The organism is Enterococcus sp. DIV0421 (assembly GCF_051713745.1).
GTDB lineage: Bacteria > Bacillota > Bacilli > Lactobacillales > Enterococcaceae > Enterococcus_D > Enterococcus_D casseliflavus.
Map to the genome: position 1 here is coordinate 495266 of NZ_JBIOQM010000002.1, position 17600 is coordinate 512865.

Annotated in this window: 15 protein-coding genes; 12 read left to right on the plus strand and 3 right to left on the minus strand. The window is 41.6% G+C overall.

The features are described 5' to 3' along the window. Positions 1–407: 407 nt before the first annotated feature. The 5 genes from IGI96_RS13410 (at position 408) to IGI96_RS13430 (ending at position 5005) form a co-directional block, all read left to right on the plus strand. Positions 408–3074 (plus strand): cation-translocating P-type ATPase, encoded by a 2667-nt coding sequence (locus IGI96_RS13410; protein ID WP_438785200.1) that lies wholly within the window; start codon positions 408–410, stop codon positions 3072–3074. Positions 3075–3283: 209 nt separating this feature from the next. Next, positions 3284–3691 (plus strand): MarR family winged helix-turn-helix transcriptional regulator, encoded by a 408-nt coding sequence (locus IGI96_RS13415; RefSeq protein ID WP_008378808.1) that lies wholly within the window; start codon positions 3284–3286, stop codon positions 3689–3691. 14 nt (positions 3692–3705) lie between these two features. After that, entirely contained in the window at positions 3706–4341 is a 636-nt protein-coding gene (locus IGI96_RS13420; protein WP_008378805.1) for a nitroreductase family protein, read from the plus strand. Positions 4342–4355: 14 nt separating this feature from the next. Then, complete coding sequence (locus IGI96_RS13425) at positions 4356–4643, plus strand: putative quinol monooxygenase (RefSeq protein ID WP_016608137.1); 288 nt, start codon at positions 4356–4358, stop codon at positions 4641–4643. A gap of 2 nt (positions 4644–4645) precedes the next feature. Further along, positions 4646–5005, plus strand: a complete 360-nt coding sequence (locus IGI96_RS13430; RefSeq protein WP_074932014.1) for a DUF1304 domain-containing protein — start codon at positions 4646–4648, stop codon at positions 5003–5005. Between the two features lie 132 nt (positions 5006–5137). Here the strand turns inward: IGI96_RS13430 and IGI96_RS13435 are convergent, their stop codons facing one another. Beyond that, positions 5138–5740: an ECF transporter S component gene (locus tag IGI96_RS13435; RefSeq protein ID WP_005225613.1), complete on the minus strand. Its 603-nt coding sequence runs from the start codon at positions 5738–5740 to the stop codon at positions 5138–5140. Between the two features lie 109 nt (positions 5741–5849). On the opposite strand from IGI96_RS13435, the gene IGI96_RS13440 reads away from it, so the two are divergent. The 3 genes from IGI96_RS13440 to IGI96_RS13450 all read left to right on the plus strand — a co-directional run bounded on the left by IGI96_RS13440 (position 5850) and on the right by IGI96_RS13450 (position 10279). Further along, positions 5850–6470, plus strand: coding sequence for a TetR/AcrR family transcriptional regulator (locus tag IGI96_RS13440; RefSeq protein WP_438785201.1), 621 nt, complete (start codon positions 5850–5852; stop codon positions 6468–6470). A gap of 368 nt (positions 6471–6838) precedes the next feature. After that, on the plus strand, positions 6839–8329 hold the full coding sequence (locus tag IGI96_RS13445; RefSeq protein ID WP_438785202.1) for a PcsB-like coiled-coil domain-containing protein: 1491 nt from the start codon (positions 6839–6841) through the stop codon (positions 8327–8329). A gap of 33 nt (positions 8330–8362) precedes the next feature. Then, positions 8363–10279, plus strand: coding sequence for a glucosaminidase domain-containing protein (locus IGI96_RS13450; protein WP_438785203.1), 1917 nt, complete (start codon positions 8363–8365; stop codon positions 10277–10279). A 62-nt stretch (positions 10280–10341) separates the two neighbouring features. Here the strand turns inward: IGI96_RS13450 and IGI96_RS13455 are convergent, their stop codons facing one another. Next, positions 10342–10965 carry a hypothetical protein gene (locus IGI96_RS13455; protein ID WP_015509378.1) on the minus strand — a complete coding sequence of 208 codons (624 nt, stop codon included), beginning with the start codon at positions 10963–10965 and terminating at the stop codon, positions 10342–10344. Between the two features lie 488 nt (positions 10966–11453). Between IGI96_RS13455 and IGI96_RS13460 the strand changes: the two genes are divergently transcribed. The 3 genes from IGI96_RS13460 to IGI96_RS13470 all read left to right on the plus strand — a co-directional run bounded on the left by IGI96_RS13460 (position 11454) and on the right by IGI96_RS13470 (position 14143). Beyond that, positions 11454–11831 carry a DUF7006 family protein gene (locus IGI96_RS13460; RefSeq protein WP_016608130.1) on the plus strand — a complete coding sequence of 126 codons (378 nt, stop codon included), beginning with the start codon at positions 11454–11456 and terminating at the stop codon, positions 11829–11831. A gap of 139 nt (positions 11832–11970) precedes the next feature. Then, the gene (locus IGI96_RS13465) at positions 11971–12738 is read left to right on the plus strand and encodes a putative ABC transporter permease (protein ID WP_016608128.1); all 768 of its coding nucleotides are present in this window, start codon (positions 11971–11973) and stop codon (positions 12736–12738) included. 205 nt (positions 12739–12943) lie between these two features. Continuing rightward, complete coding sequence (locus IGI96_RS13470) at positions 12944–14143, plus strand: 3D domain-containing protein (RefSeq protein WP_438785204.1); 1200 nt, start codon at positions 12944–12946, stop codon at positions 14141–14143. 220 nt (positions 14144–14363) lie between these two features. Here the strand turns inward: IGI96_RS13470 and IGI96_RS13475 are convergent, their stop codons facing one another. Next, positions 14364–15833: a helix-turn-helix domain-containing protein gene (locus IGI96_RS13475; RefSeq protein ID WP_438785205.1), complete on the minus strand. Its 1470-nt coding sequence runs from the start codon at positions 15831–15833 to the stop codon at positions 14364–14366. 854 nt (positions 15834–16687) lie between these two features. On the opposite strand from IGI96_RS13475, the gene IGI96_RS13480 reads away from it, so the two are divergent. Further along, positions 16688–17557 (plus strand): hypothetical protein, encoded by an 870-nt coding sequence (locus IGI96_RS13480; protein ID WP_438785206.1) that lies wholly within the window; start codon positions 16688–16690, stop codon positions 17555–17557. Positions 17558–17600: the final 43 nt, after the last annotated feature.

Genomic DNA, 17600 nt, shown 5'->3' on the forward strand with positions numbered 1-17600 from the left:
TACTGACATGCTGCCCAATCGTCACCAAAAGCGGTGGTGCTAATTTTGTTACGACTGTTTTTTTACACCACTTGTGAAGCAAAATCCTTTGCGAACATCTTCATCCATGATAGGTTAGAAGTAGGCCGAATGGTTTTTTCACAAAGTACGTACATAGAAAGATCACTTGCGACGATTAAAAGAAGCGACTTCATTGCTCGCAAAATGATCGATGCTCAACACACATACCTTTTCCCTCAGCCAGTCAACCTGCGCTAGCTTTTCTTATTGGTTATATTCCCTTCATTCAGCGATCGCCTGAACCGATTCAAATCAAAAAATGACTGTGCAAGGTATCTGTACCGATTTATCCCTTCAGAAACGTGGAAACCCTCGGCAAGAAGTTTACAATTTAAAGGAGGAATTTGATGGAAAAATTTTACCAGCAAAAGACTGAAGAGACCTTGAAACATTTTGAAAGTGACCGCAAGCAAGGCCTAAGCGGGAAAGAAGCCGACAAACGCTTAGAAAAATACGGAGAAAACACGATCCAGCAACAAGAATCCCTTTCTGTATGGGAATTGCTGTGGCATAACCTGAACAACTTGATTGTTTATTTATTGCTAGCAGCTGCGTTACTCTCTTTTGCGATGGGGGAAACGATTGAAGGAATTGCAGTATTGATTGCCGTGGTGATTGCTGTAATGACAGGTTTTATCACAGAGTTACGAGCACAAAAATCAATTGATTCTCTTCAAAGCATGATTTACACTACCGCAAAAGTGATTCGTGATGGAGAAGTAATGGAGATCGAGTCGGCAAAAATCGTTCCAGGCGATATTCTCGTTCTGGAAGAAGGGGATGCCATTGCGTCAGATGCTCGCTTACTTGAAACGAGCAACTTTGCCTGCATCGAATCAGCGCTGACCGGTGAGTCAGAAGCTGTTGAAAAAGATGCACGAGAAACCTATGAAGAAGATGTTCCACTAGGTGATCGCCGCAATGTCGTTTTCGCAGGAACTGCGGCAACTCGGGGAAATGCCTATGCTGTAGTGACAGAAACCGGTATGAAGACCGAGGTCGGAAAAATCAGTGACATGCTGACGGGTGACAAAAAGCGTCAAACGCCGTTAGATATCGAATTGGACAAGCTAGGAAAAGCAATCATTATTGCCGCGCTTTTTGCTGCGGTGGCAGTTTTGATCGCTGGGGTCTTGACGAATCAACCATTTGTCGAAATGATCCATATCTCGATTATTTTGGCGGTCGCAGCGATACCTGAGGCAATGCCAGCTGTTTCGACGATCACATTGTCCCGAGGCATGCGGACGATGGCCGAGCATAAAGCACTGGTCAAATCGTTATCAGCTGTTGAGACCCTGGGCGCCACCAGTATCATTGCCAGTGACAAAACGGGGACGCTGACAGAAAACCAAATGACGGTTGCTGAGATCATTTTAGGTTCAGGAGAAATGTTCAAAGTAACAGGAAATGGGTATGAACCCAACGGAAAATTTTACAAGGCAGACTCGGAGGATGAAACCGAGATCGATGCAGCCAATCATGATGCGCTGCAAGGGATGATCGAAAACGGTGCTTTATGTACCACCGCTACTTTACGTGAAAACGAAGGGCAATACGAGATCCTCGGTGATCCAACAGATGGGGCGTTCGTCGTTTTAGGTCAAAAAATCGGCATCGATCGCCAAAAAGAGCAGGACAGCGGGCTGAAGAAAATCGCAGAAATGCCCTTTGATTCCGACAACAAATACATGGTGACCGTGTATGAAGGAAAGCAACGGACATTGATCATCAAAGGGGCACCAGATGTCTTGATTGATTTAGCCGATGCTGATGCCAAAGAAAAAGAACAGCTTCATGAATACAATGACACGTTAGCCAGTCATGGGCAGCGGGTGATCGCTGTCGGTTGCATCAAGGATTATCAAGGTGGAACGGACGAAGCAGAGCTGAAAGCAGCACTACAGGAAATCAAGATCCAAGGCTTTGCGGGCATCGTCGACCCGCCGCGAACAGATGTCAAAGAAGCAGTGAAGGTCGCACAAGAAGCGGGGATCCGAGTGAAAATGATCACGGGGGACCATCCGAAGACGGCATCCATGATCGCCAAAGAAATTGGCTTAAAAAACCATGAAAAAACCATGACGGGTCGTGAGATCGATGAATTGGCAGGGCAAGAAGGCTTTAACGAAAAAATCGAAGAAGTCGCTGTCTTTGCTCGAGTTTCACCAAAAAATAAATTACAGCTTGTGGAAGCGTTGCGTGAAGAAGGCGATATCGTTTCAATGACTGGCGATGGGGTCAACGATGCGCCAGCACTCAACGGCGCCGATATCGGGATCGCCATGGGGATTCGTGGGACAGAAGTAGCCAAAGAATCTTCCGATATGATTTTGACGGATGACCGTTTTGGAACGATCGTCGATGCTATCAAAGAAGGACGCATCATTTTTGACAACATCAAAAAATATGTTTCCTTCCTGTTCTCTTGTAATATGGTTGAGATCGTGACGATCTTTCTAAGTGTCATTTTCTTGATGCCCATGCCGATCCAACCGCTGCATATCCTTTTCTTGAATCTAGTCATCGATATTGCTCCAGCCATGGCATTAGCCTTTGAACCAGCTGAAGACGACATTATGAAGCGCCAGCCACGGTCGAAAGCGGATGGCCTCGTAAACAAGCGTTTCTTAGGACGCATCATTTTAAGTGGGGTCGTGATTGGTTTGGTGGCGTTTGGCTTCTTCAACTTCCTGATGCTGACGGATCACGAGTTGCTTTATGCACAAACAGCAACCTTTACCTTTATGGCAGTGGCGCAATTGATGCATATTTTCAATGTTCGTAAAAGCAGCGGCTTTGGTTTAGACAAAACCCTCTTGAAAAACAAACCATTGATGGGGGCATTGCTCCTTTCCGTGGGCTTACAGCTTTCAGCGGTCTATGTACCGTTTATGAATGAGCTATTGGATACGATGCCGATTCAAGCTGGCACGTGGGGCATTATCTTCGCAGCAGCAGCGATCTCTACACTGATCGTGATGGGCTTGAAGAAACTCTTCCAATTAAAATAAAATAAATTCTACCGTATTTTCTCAATACTGGAGTAACGAAGATCCGCAGCCTGTTGGTGTACCTTCATCAAAGAATTTCTGTTTCGATTCTTGATGAGGTTCGCCTAGCAGCGGGTCTTTTTTGCTTACTCTTTACAAGCAAAAGAAAATGATTTATACTTGACTAGTCAACAGTTGACAAGTCAATGATGGAAGGAGCGGTTTATGCAATGAATTTACGTGAGCTAAGCGGATTGCTGTATCGGATGAAAATCGTGAATCAAGAATTAACGGCGATCTTTGAAAAAGAGACTGGCTTTAGTCTGACCCGTTATCAGTTGCTGCAGTTTTTGAATGAGCAAGGACGCTGTACCCAAAATCAAGTACAGAATGAATTGAAGATCGATAGTGCAGCGGTCACGCGGCATTTGAAGATTCTCGAAGAAAAACAATTTGTGACACGGGAACGAAACAAAGACAATAACCGCGAGATTTTTGTTTCTTTGACACCGAAAGCACAAGCCGATTTGGCTAGTTGTGCTTCAAAGCATGCCAGCTCTGAGGAGTCGTTAGGCATCAATTTGACCGAAGAAGAAGAAGCACAGCTTCTAACATTACTTATGAAATTAGTTCCATGAAAGAAGGCAAACCCATGACAGAATATAGCAATAACAATTTTTCAGAGATCACCTTTGGCCGAAAATCGGTTCGTGTTTATGATGAAACCTACAAAATCCCCCATGAAGAAATGTTGACCATGATCCAAGAGTCAACGACAGCACCTTCCTCAGTCAATATGCAGCCTTGGCGCTTTGTCGTTGTGGAAAGCGACGAGCAAAAAGCAAAATTGAAACCGTTGATTCGTTTCAACGTCCGTCAAAATGATACCTCTTCTGCAATGGTCTTGATTTTTGGCGATATGCTTTGTCATGAACTTGGGGAAGAAATTTATAACAAAGCAGTAGCAGAAGGCAAAATGCCAGCAGAAGTACGTGACCAACAATTAGCAGCGATCATTCCGCATTACGAAAATCTTACAAAAGAACAAATGAATGATGTGGTGAAGATCGACGCTAGTTTAGCAGCGATGCAATTTATGTTAGTTGCGCGGGCGCATGGCTATGAAACCAACCCAATCGGCGGCTTTGAAGCAGATCAATTAGCCGAAGCTTTTGGCTTAGACAAAGAACGTTATGTTCCTGTCATGATCCTTTCAGTCGGAAAAGCCAAAGAATTAGGCTATGAATCCGTTCGGTTAGACGCAGAACAAATTACGACATTTCTATAAGAGGAGGGAAAACGATGGAAATCATTAATGCAACGTTTTACATCAAAGAAGAAAAGCGGGCAGATTTTTTAGCCGCTGTTACGCCATTATTAGCATCGGCGAGAGCTGAGGAAGGCTGCCACGGCTATCATCTCTATGAATCATTGGAAGAGAACAATCGGTTTGTCATGGTCGAAAAATGGGCGAATCAAGAAGCGATCACCGCTCACAATCAAAACCCGCTGCTGCAACAATTATTCCAACAAATGCCTGACTTTGCAGCCAAACCGAGCGAGATCGTTGTCGCTCATCAAGGAGAATAAAGATGACGATTTTATCGACGATTTTGATTGTACTGGTTGCCTTAGAGTTTTTCTATATTCTCTATTTAGAAACATTTGCCACTACGTCCAAAGCAACGGCGCGGGTCTTCAACGTGACGAAAACAGAGCTTGAACGACCGATCGTTGTGACCTTGTTCAAAAACCAAGGAGTTTACAATGGGCTGATTGGTTTGGGGTTACTGTATAGTATTACCTTTGCTTCAGCACCACTGGAAATCAGTCGCTTGCTGTTGATCTACATTATCTTAGTAGCTGCATATGGCAGTATGACTAGTGACAAGAAAATTATTTTGACCCAAGGCGGTCTAGCGATCCTTGCCTTGCTGTCCACCTTTTTTTAACCAATAAAAGAAGAAGTCCCCCGATCGAAGAAAGCTTTTCTATACAATAGAAGCTTTCTTCGATCGGGGGCTTTTAATGTTTGGGCAAAGAGTACTCAGAACGTGAAAAAAATGATAGGATAAGAGAAGGGACTAACGATTTTCTGGACGTAAGCTGGTTGCTGCAAATAAGGCTTTTACTAGAATGGGTGTTAAGATCGCAGCTGTGATCACCTCAGAGATTCCATTCGTTACAGCGATTCCACCGAGGGTCACGAATAAAGCCGAAGCATCGACACCATAGGTAGTGGCAACTAAGCCAGTATATAAGGTTCCCATCAACGTTAAGACTAAAACTGTATTGGTGATGGTCCCAAAGATTGCTGCAACAATCGAAGCAGCGACGACTTTTTTGGTCTTTTTGTAAATGATCGTAAACAGGAGACCAGCCACTAAGCCAACCAATACACGGGGAACCACCGAGATGATTGGGTTGGTGAAAACGGCAATGTCCAAGGGTGTTGTCGGAGAGGTAAACGCACGGATCATGGTAAAAATCCCCCAGACTAAGCCGATGAACATCCCGTCTTTTGTCCCTAAAACGATGGCAGCGACGATCACCGTGATATGGATGATCGTTAAACTAGTGATACCGATCGGAATAAATCCAAGGAAAGGCACCATCGTCTGTAAAATAATAATAGCAGTCAAAATGGCACGAATGACAAGGCGATAGGTTTTGCTTTTTGTATTCATTGTAAAAACTCCTTTTTTATAATGACACTCGTGTCATTTTTAAGTTAGGTTGATTATACAACAAAATGACACGAGTGTCATTAATAATGTGATGAAAGGAGCCAAAAAAATGGCAAAGAAGCAACAGAGCGAGTTGACTACAGCGGAAAAGAAAAAACAACAAAAGCGTGATTTGATTCTTGAAAGTGCCAAAGTCGTCTTTAGTAAGAAAGGCTTGATCGATGCGACAATGAAGGACATTATCGAAGAGTGCGGCATTAGTCGTGGTGGCATTTATTTATATTTTCGTTCGGTGGATGAGATTTTTTTGGCAGTGTTAGAGCAGCGCTCCAAACGAAAATTTGATGATGTACGAGAGATGATCATGGAGCAAGTGTCCTTTGAAACGATTTTAAACAAATATTTTTCCGACCATCGCAAGCGTCTACTCCACAGCATTTCTGACGGTATGCTGCGAGCCGTCTACGAGTATTACTATACGCATAAAACCGAAGCCTCCAGTTCCCTGCAGCAAGCACAACTTTCTGAGACGAAACGGACGATCCATGAGATCTTTCAAGTCGGCGTTCAGCAAGGTGTGTTAAAAGATGAAAACTTGGCAGTGATTGCAGAAAACTATATGTTCGTGATTGAAGGATTGGGGATTTTGGCTCTGACCGGTCACATCACAGAACAGACCATTGATGACCAAATCGCTGTAATGAGACAACTACTCCCTTATCGTGAATAACTAAGACAAAAAAACTCGCTCTTTTCTAGAAAACACTAGGAAGGAGCTTTTTTTCGTCTGTTTAAAATTTTGTGAATCACACATATTTTGCAGAAAATTAATGTAATCAAAGTGAAATCTACAACATTATTTATTTTTTCTTAAGAAAAAGGACTTTTTCTATGAAGTTTTCTTGAACAGTTGATAAATAGGGATTCACTAGGGGTGTCGATCGCAGAGGAGTGGGGAACATGCAATAAAAAAACAGAGTTTATTTGTGTAACTAAAATGTAAATCGCTTACGGATTGGGTTTGCTGCTGAACTATGGTAAAATGAAAATGGTCAAATAAATGAAAAAAAAGTTTTAAAATTGAATTTGGAGGATCAGATGAAGAAGAAAATCTTTGCAACAGTGTGTATGTGTGGCATTGTATTGTCATCATTCGGCGGACCTGTGACCGTTTTTGCTACGAATCACGATCAATTGATCGAACAAAAAAATAACGAAATTGATCAGTTGAGACAGCAACGTCAAAGCGTACAAGGGGAAATTGATGGATTGTCTGCAGAAATTGATTCATTAAATCAAGAAGCAGCAATCATTTTAGCGCAGCAAAGTGATTTGTTGCAAGCGATCGAAGGATTGGATCAGGAAATCAGTCAGTTAGAAGAGCGGATTGCCAAACGCTCAGAAAACATTGAAAAGCAAGCCAGAGAAACACAAGTCAATGGGAAAGGCGACAATTTTTTAACAGCCGTACTAGAAGCTGATTCTGTCAGTGATCTAGTGGGTCGGGTCCATGCCATGACGACGATCATTCGAGCAAATAATGAAGTGATCGAACAGCAAAAAGCCGACCAACAAGCAGTTGAACAAAAGCGTGCGGAATCACAAGAAAAAGTGGCAGAATTGCAAGCAGCACAGAGCCATCTGGAAGCACAAAAAGGTGTCTTGGAAGCAAGCCAAGCAGAATTAAATGTCTTAGTTAGTAATTTAGCCTACGAAGAAGCAACGAAAGAAGAAGAAAAAGAACAGCTGCGTGCAGAAAAAGAAGCCTATGAAGCGGAGCAAGCAAGAATTCGTGAAGAAGCTGCCCGTGTTGCTGCTTTACAAGCCCAAGCGGAACAAGCGGCGCAACAGCAGGCAGAACAAGCTGCAGCAGAAGCAGCAGCCTTGAATGAAGCGGCTGTTCAAGCAGAGGGCACCGAATCTGACGCAGAAGCAGAGAGCCCAACGCCAGTGGAAGAGCCAGAAGCACCAGCAGAAACGCAGCCAGAGGAAACGCAAGAATCTGAACCAGTTGAAACACCAGAGACTCCAGAAGAAGCACCAGTAGATACACCAGAAATTCAAGAGCCAGAAACACCAGTGACACCTGCAGCACCAGAGACGCCAGCAGACAGTGCACCTGCAGTTCCTGCACCAACGCCAGCACCGACGCCAGTTACACCAACACCGGCGCCAACGCCTGCTCCGTCACCTGCACCGATCGTGACGCCGCCAGCACCTTCTGCACCAGCATCAACAAATGGTGCTGCAATCGTGGCAGAAGCTTATAAGCATATCGGAAAACCCTATGTTTGGGGTGCCAAAGGACCGGACAGCTTTGACTGTTCTGGGTTTACTCGCTATGTCTTTTTACAAGTAACAGGGAGAGATATTGGTGGATGGACGGTACCACAAGAAACAGCGGGTACAGTGATTTCCGTTAGCCAAGCACAACCAGGAGATCTATTATTCTGGGGTTCATCAGGCAGCACCTATCATGTAGCCATTGCTTTAGGTGGCGGACAATACATTCATGCACCACGCCCAGGACAAAATGTTTCTGTTGGCAGTACCGCTCATTTTACACCTAGCTTTGCAGTAAGAATGTAAGAAGTAGCTAGCTGTAGTTTTAAGGAGAGACAAATGGAAGAAAGAAAACAGCTTCGTTATCGTGCGAAGAAACAAAAAAGAGGGCTTCTTTACCGTAAAAGTGCGGCGGCAACCGCTGCACTTGTAAGTACGGTGAATATTTTGCCGATGAATGTCTTAGCAGATACACTTGAGTCAGCAGAAACCCAAAATGGTGTTCAAGTAGTTGAAACAGCAGAGTCAACCCAAGACACATCGACGCAAGATTCCGTGAGCATTGTAGAAGATCAAGAAGTGAACGAGGGATCACCAGCAACGCAAGATAGTACCGATCCATCAGAAGCTGAAAGTTCGGATGTAGTAGAAATTCAAGACGTACCCGATAATGAACCAGCAGATGATGCTTCTGAACAGAATGAAGCAGAAATCGATCATGACATTCCTGTTCTGTCAGAAGAAGAGCGGATCGCCATTGAAACGAAGGTCATGCCCAACTACAACAATCCAATGGCACGTTCTAATAATCAACAAGCATTTATTCAGCAAGTAGGACCAATGGCACAAGAAGTGGCGGGGGCAAATGACCTCTATGCTTCGGTCATGATTGCGCAAGCGATCTTAGAATCAGGTTGGGGGCAATCCACGCTGACCACTCTTGCCAATAATATGTTTGGTATCAAGGGATCTTACAATGGACAATTTGTAGAGATGCAAACCATGGAAGATGACGGGAATGGCAATCTCTATCCGATTATTGCGAAGTTTCGTAAATACCCCTCATTAAAAGAATCTTTTCAAGACAATGCGCACGTTTTGAGAACCACCTCATTCTCGCCGGGTGTTTTCTTCTACCATGGGGCATGGAAGTCTAATACGAATTCTTATCGTGACGCGACACAATGGCTGCAAGGACGTTATGCCACCGACACGGCTTATGCAAGTAAGCTAAACAACTTGATTGAAACGCACAATTTGACCCAGTATGATACATCAAGTGGTGGCGGCTCAAATGATAATAGCAATAACAATAATAACAATAACAATTCTGAACAGGCGATCAATAAACAATTCAGAACAAATGCAGCACTCAATATCCGTTCGGATGCTTCCACCAGCGCCTCGATCGTGGGTTCATTGGCTGCCAATGCAACATTTGAAGCAGTAGCACAAAAAAGCGGCACCAGTGTGAACGGCAATACGACGTGGTATCGAATTCAAGGACGTGGCTGGGTAAGTGCCGCTCACGTGACGGAGATCTCATCGAATACGGGTGGGAATGATAACAACAATAATGGTAATAACAGCGATAACAACAACGATAACAACAACGATAACAACAATGATAACAGCAACGGCAACAATAGTGCCGAACAAAGCATCAACAAAGAGTTTCGTACCACCGCTGCCTTGAACATCCGTTCTGACGCATCGACTAGCGCTTCTGTCGTCGGCTCCTTGGCAAGCAATGCAACATTTCGAGCAGTCGCTCAAAAGACGGGAACGAGTGTCAACGGCAACAATGTGTGGTATCGAATCCAAGGACGCGGCTGGGTGAGTGCTGCGTACGTAACAGAAGTCAACGCTGGAAGTAATAGCTCTGAACAAAGTATCAACAAAGAGTTTCGTACAACGGCAACTCTGAACATTCGCTCCGATGCGTCTACCAGTGCAAGAATTGTCGGTTTATTGGTGAACAATTCCTCTTTTCGCGCAGTTGCGCAAAAGACGGGAACCAGTGTCAATGGCAACAATGTCTGGTATCGAATTGAAGGGCGTGGCTGGGTAAGTGCAGCGTACGTTCAAGAAACGAACGCTTCCTCATCAAACAGCACCACCTATACTGTACGTTCGGGAGACACTCTATGGGGGATTTCGCGACGCTATGGTGTAACTGTGAATCAGTTGATGCAGTGGAATAACCTTTCTGGCTCATTGATTCTGGTAGGGCAACGTCTTGTAGTCCGTAGATAAAAAGAAAAAATATCTGTACCCATGCTTGTGGCGATTAGCCAAAATGGGTACAGATATTTTGTTTATTCTTCTTTGAAGCTGTTCATGATTGCTGTTAGTTCCTCTTTTGAAGAGTCGTATAAGCTTTCTAACGTCCAGCCATACAACTGAACGTAATTATTTTCGGTTTCAAGTACATAATAAATATAGTGGATATTTAGCCCTTCAACTGTCGCAGGAAAATCCACGAAATAGGCCTTTGTGTCAGGAATTGGTAAAAAGGTGGCAGTCGTATCGAAGCTCGTTGCCAAATTTTCTTGAACCAATCCGAGATAAGTTTCTAAATCGGCAAAATCCTGTTTCGATTCAACGACTGCAGCTAAGTATTTCGTTTCTAACGCATCGGACAACATGAAATCATTGTCAGGATTCAATGAAGTGAAATCAGGTACCTCTTGCCAATTACTAGGTAAATCGATGGTATAGTTTGTTCCGCTAACGCCTGTGATGGTTTGTTCTGAACTTGGTAAAGCCGCTTCGCTAGAAGAGACCGTCGATTCTTGGGCGACTTCGGTTGACGATGTCATAGATAAGCTTGTAGCGCTTGCATTTTCCGTACTTTCTGAAGCTGGTTTCTCCTCTTTTGGCGTGCAGCCAGCAAAAAGAAGTGTGAACCCCAATAAACTAAAAACAACACTTTTTTTCATTATTCTCACGTTCCCCTTTGTTTTTTATTTTCAAATAACCAACATTATTTAGTTAATCGTATAATAGGAAAGGAAATAACGCAATAAAATATTCTCAGTTATTGCATGAATCGAAAAAAATAAAGGGGTGCTAAATAGTAAATTTAAAAAAATAAAGCGGAAATAACGGACTGTTACCGCTTATTTTCACTTTTTTCTTAGATTGATGCAAAAGTTGATTATAAATACGGGGCGACTTTTGCTATGCTTTAGAAAAGAAAGGAAGCATTAAAAGAATAGTGAAGTTAAAAATTGTGTCGGTTATATCTATAAAATAATAGTGTGTTTTTTATGTATCTATTTGTTTTGAATAATTGTCAGAATTTTGTTGCGAAATACTATGGCTTCTTTCGATACAAAAAAAGGCGACATCAGTGACAGTTGGATAGAGAAAGATAGCTTAAAGTGGCGAAGAAATAGAAGAAACATAGGATCAACGTTTAAAAATAATGGAACTAGGGGGAAGGAAATTGTTTTATCAATCAGTAAATGAGTATCTAGTAAAAATGAGAGAAGGATTATCTGCTGAAACCATTAAAGATGAAATGCCATCAGTCTATGCGTACTGGTTAGCACAGGAAGCAGAATTGAAAAAAATATTGAAAAACAAAGACATGGCTTTTTGGATGGATATCCAAAGAGTTCTCTTGATCGATGCAAAATTAGTATTACTTCGAAGTTACATCAATGACTACGATTTTCATGGATTTTCCGAAGATGAGATCATTGCCAATGTGGAACAAGATCATTTTACTTTTAACAAAGAACTGTGTGGCTATAGTTTGAAAGAACAAGTACACCCATCAATTATTTTTGGTGATCAATAAGCAACGAAAAAAAGAACGTTCAAACGAGGAATAAGCTACTGCACTGATTCAAAATAAGACCGATTGATTTGTGGTATGATTGTGATGACAAGTACGATTGCACAAATCATTGTGATAGTTTGAAAAGGAGCGGAGAGGTATGGTTCAATTTGAACGGATCATTTTATTGTTTTTCTTGTACTCATTTATCGGATGGCTTTGGGAAACCATTTATTGCTCACTAAAAGCCAAGCACTTTGTGTATCGGGGGTTCCTTATTGGTCCGATCACACCCATCTATGGCTTTGGAATTCTGGGCGTTGTCTATTTGTTACGGCCATTGCATGAGCAAGTGATTCCACTGTTCTTTGCGGCAGCGTTGTTGGTCACCGTGCTTGAATATGTGACAAGCTATTTACTTGAGCGGTTTTTTCATGCCTCATGGTGGGATTACAAAGAAGTACCACTGAATATCAATGGACGGGTGGCATTGCCGATTTCTCTTTTTTGGGGCGTGTGTTGTGTGCTGATTGTTCGATTTGTTCATCCACAAATGCTGGAGATCGTGCAAACCTTGAGTGCTCGGGTCGGATTCTTATTGCCCGTTTTCTTATTAATGGTTCTCTCTTTTGATATGGGCTATACCCTTGCTAACTTGGTTGCCTTTCAGAAAGCAGTGCAACAGGTCAATCAAGCCTTTGAACAGCATAAAAAAGAATTGGCTGAAAATATTGAGCAATATAAAAACGATTGGCAAGGGCGCTTCGCAGCGTTTCCAGAAGAATGGCGCGTATTAAAACAAAATCTACCGAGATTGAATTTCCATCAAAGAAGACTCTTAAAAAACTTTCAAAAGTTAGAAATCAATCAGATAAAAAGCAGTCAGGAATTGTCTCGATTTATCGAAGCGATCCGTAAGAAAAAATAGGTTTGTTACGGTTAGATTACAAAAAATAAACCCTTATCAATGCTGATTCTTCCCACTTCTGACTAATTTTAGTTGGAAAAGACGATGAAAACACCCACTTTTACGATAATTTGTAACAAATTGTAAAGGTCCTGCAATAAAATTCTTCTTAAGAATTTGTATAATAGGATATGTTGGAAACCATAGTGAGAAGTGAGGGAATTTTTTGAAGGCAAAGAAATTACGAACAATCGTTGTCGCTGTCTTTGCGGCAGGAATCGTTTCTCCAATCTTTGCGCAGGCTGAGTCACTTGAATCATTGCAAGAGCAAGAAAGTGCCGTCATGCAGCAAAGTCAGGAAATCAGTACGGAAGTACAGATTGCATTGACTGATGTGAATGCGAAATACAGTGAGGTAGAAGAGCTAAAAGCTCAAATCGCTGAAAATGAAGAATCATTAGCAACAACCAAAGCAGAAATCAAAACTGCACAAGAAACAATTGAAAAGCGTGAAGCTGTCGTTGCGGAACGTATGAAAGACATCCAAGTCAATGGCGGGGCAACCAGAGACTGGACGGTACTGTTAGAATCATCCAACATCCAAGATTTTATCAATCGTGCCTATGCGATGACGATGCTACAAAACTTGGAAAAAGAAAAGATCGATTCATTGACAGCAGAAAAAGAAAAGCTGGAAGCTTTAGAAGAAAAAGCACAGTCAACACAGCAATCATTGAAAGAAAATCAAACCGCATTAGAATCAGAAGCCAAAACATTGGATTCAAAAATTGCGAATCTACAAGCCCAATTGAAAGAAAACGAAGCAACCTTGGCACAAATCGCTTCCAGCAAAGAAGCTGAAACAGCTCGCTTAGCTGCTGAAAAAGCAGCAGAAGAACGAGCAGCCAAAGAAGCGGCGGAACAAGCTGCGAAAGAAAAAGCTGAAAAAGAAGCAGCCCAAGCTGCCGAACGTTCAAGTGCTTCTGAATCACAAGCGTCTGCTTCATCGAGCAGCAATACGACTGAAAGCAGCAGCTCATCATCGAGCAGTTCTTCAAGCAACAACAATAGCTCGAACAGCAGCTCAAGCAATACAAGTAACAACAGTAATAACAATAGCAACAACAGCAATACAAGTAGCGGTCGAACATTGATGATGGAATCAACTGCTTACTCGTATAAAGAAGCTGGCTCTAGTTTCTTTACAGCAAGTGGTACAGACTTACGTAAAAATCCAATGGCAGTTGCCGTTGATCCAAACGTGATTCCCTTAGGCACCTTAGTCAATGTTGAAGGCTATGGCGTAGCACTAGCGCTTGATACTGGTGGTGCGATCAAAGGAAACATCATTGATGTTCACTTTGATAACGTTGCACAATGTATCCAATGGGGACGTCGTCAAGTAAAAGTAACGATCCTCGATTAATCAATCATCTAGCAAGAAGCAGCTCACTGAATGAAGGGGCTGCTTCTTTTTTTCTTTTAATGTAGGAAGGCATAAGAAGAGAGCCTATCGCTGCGTCAGTGACGACATAAGCGATAGACTCTGGATTATTGTTAAACTGCTCACAAGCTCTTACACTCATTCTCAGGAGCATTTTTTGAATAGCTTGATCAGATGGAGTCAAACATACGGTGTTCGCTTATCAAGGATTGAAATTGGCATTCAGTTTTTCCTCTAAAGCTTCCCAGTCGTGCTCATCGGGAAAGGTTTTGAATAGCAAATAATCAATGTCTTGGGCATATTCGGTAATGTATTCCGTATAGTTGGTCACGATCAAATCAATTTGATTTTTTTCCAAATAGCCTGCCGACAATTCATTGGAGTCCGGAAAATAAAAGGTCCGAGAACTGCGCAAATAACGAACAGATTTGCATTTTAATAATTGGCATAAATAAAAGGGACCTTCGAACAAAAAAGCGATATTCTTCTTGGCTTGCCAGTACAAAGATTTCATAGAAGTAACGTACATCGTAAGACTCGTTCCTAAGTGCTCCAGTGTGTTACTGTCCCAAATTTCTCTAGCTAATGGCTGCGTCAACAGATAGTTTTTAATTAGATGATAATCATCCGTATACGCCTCTTCGACAAATTGAACGGTATCAGAAATCATATGGTTTAATAAGGGGGATAATAATTGCTTGATTTTTGCTACCGTAAAAAAGGACTTTACTAAGAGTCGGTCGCGAGCGCTATCTTGTGTACCTGGCAAGCAATCCTTGACAAAGGCTGCTGCAAGCTGCTTGATCTCAGGCCAATGATTATACTCTCTATAAAAGGTTTGCTCGATTGCTAAGTTACTGATCGAGCGACGGGTTTTCACTAATAAGAACAAATAAAGGACTTCCTCATAGGGAAGTTCTTTTTGGTATTGTTCACTCACAGCCTCATTGATTTCAGAAAATAGCCGAAAATCATTATACTGTTCAAATAGTTTTTTTATTTGCTTAGGCAATTCGATACGTTGACCCGCACAATGGCGCTCAAAGGTGATATACAAGTAATAATTGAATTCACCAAATGAACAAGCGTGCTGGTCGAATTGATAACATCTTGAAAAAGCACTAGCAGTGATATTTTGGATGGCGATCGGTGGAAAGATCGTATGGGCAGTAATTTCCGATTCATAATAGAAATCATGGAAAAACTTGCGAATATTGATCTCCTCACCAAGAAAGCAAATGGGATTGGTTTGGATTTCCAAGCGATAGAAAGAAAAAATAGGTTGCACCTTGCGCAAATAGCGAAGAACGGTGCTTTCTGATATATGGTACTTCTCTGCCCATTCCGATGAGCTGTAAAGATCATTGTGGAAAATACTTTCGATGATATGGAACAAAATCTCATCGGCAATCAGCGCACGTTTTTTCGTTAAATACACAGCGGAATGCTTGATTGAAAAAATATCCCCCTTGTGAGAAGAGTCGATCGATAAACAGTCGCCAAAATACTCTTTTAGATCCGTTATGTCCGTTACGATCGTTCGCGTGGTACTTCCTGAAATCTTTGCCAAACCTTGAGTCGAACATTGATAATTTTTCTCGAATGCCATCAAAATTTTCAGCCATCGAATCGTTGCTGTGTTGGTAATAAAGTTAATTTGAAAATTTCTCAAGACGTGGCTCCTTTCATGAATAAAATCGCAAATCTTACTTATTCATCTTAAAGAAGATAGGGAAGAAAAAACAAATCACGTATTTCATCGGTTGGTGAAATCTATACCTGAGCCTGTGCAAGATTTTTTGCATTTTCTATAAATCAACTGAAAATCGGCATATACATAGGTAGAAACACGTTTTTTCAGTGCAAAGAAGGAAATTGATTGGCATTGAATAGTAAGAGAGGGGGGATAATTTTATTACGATAAAATAAAAACTGACTGATTAGCTATATTTAAAATAAACCGATAGAAGTTGGTGAGGTGAAATTGAGGGGGAAAGTCAGTTTTCTGAAGATAACTTATAATTTTAACAGGAACGATTGCTGTAAATAAATAGTATCCGCGAAGGAAACCCTAAGTGCCCCAAGAGAATTATCCAGTTTTGCCCAACAGATTTATAATAACAACAAAAGCATTTAACTTTTCTTTCTGAAATTCTTATGTTTTCTATTTATAATGAAAAGATGTTGAGAAAATGAATGAATATAATCACTCGAGGTTATTTTTCTATGATGTGACAACTCTCAAAGACGATGAGAACAACGATTATCACTGAATTATTCATTATTTAAAATGAGGGTTTAAAAAAACTGTCAAGTATGCTACACGTTATTTATGTATATTTAAAATAACTGATGTTTGCCATTATATAAGTCTTTTGTTGATGAAAAATATACCTTTAAAAAGAAAAAACAGGAATTTCCTTTATTTAATGATACATTTCTCTTATAATAAACTAGAATTGCCTTTATTATGTGAGACGAAGGCAGAATGCTTAAACAAGCACAATTGAAGTAGGGAGTGTGTTCATGGGAAAGTCGTTAGTAAAGACTTTGACTGTTTTAGCCGTGGGTATTGGCGCAGTTGCAATATGTTTCATTGGTTACCGACAAAATAACCAAAGGCAATATCAGCAGCGAGTCGAATACGCACAGACAGCGATTGCCAGCGAAAAAGATCGCATCAATGAGTTGTCTAATGAAATTGCTGAATTATACAGCAACGAGGATCAAACATTTTTAAGAAAAGATCTTAAAGAGGAAGACGTTCTTAAAACAGTCGCAAAACTTTCTGCAGTGAAAGTATCTGCAGACGATTATGGGATCGATGATGATGCATTACCAAGTGAGTCAGTCGAGATCCAACAAGAAAAAGCCGCCCTTGATGATCAACTAAAAGACATCGAGGCAAAATTAAAAGTACAAGCGGATACGGAAGCCTTATTTACTGAAGGCGTTTCAAATTGGCAAAGTGCTGAGAATGATGTCATCATTAGAGCCGATCTAAAAGAAACGGATGTTGGGAATGTCCGTGAAAATCTGAGCTTTTTTGAAGATAGTAAATGGAAAGAGTTAGTTGTTTCCTATTTAGAGTATGCGGACACTCAATTGGACCGCATTGCAAAATTACAAGAAACTTTTGATGAAATGCTTGATGGGGATGAGGTGACCAGTGGAGTCACCTTAGAAAAATACCTGAGTGCAGTCGACAGTATCAGCAAAGTTCGCAATGAAGAATTGAAAGAGAAATACACCGAATTAGCAGACAAAGTCGCTACCCAAATGGGGTACACAGGATACAGCACGTATACCCCCCCCGCTTCAACGGAAAGTTATTCAGAGGATACATCAGCAGGAGACGGCACCTGGACAGATCAAAGTTCGGACGTTGTCTACTAATTGAAAACATGTATCAAAGAAAAAAGAGATAACTGGAGGAAAG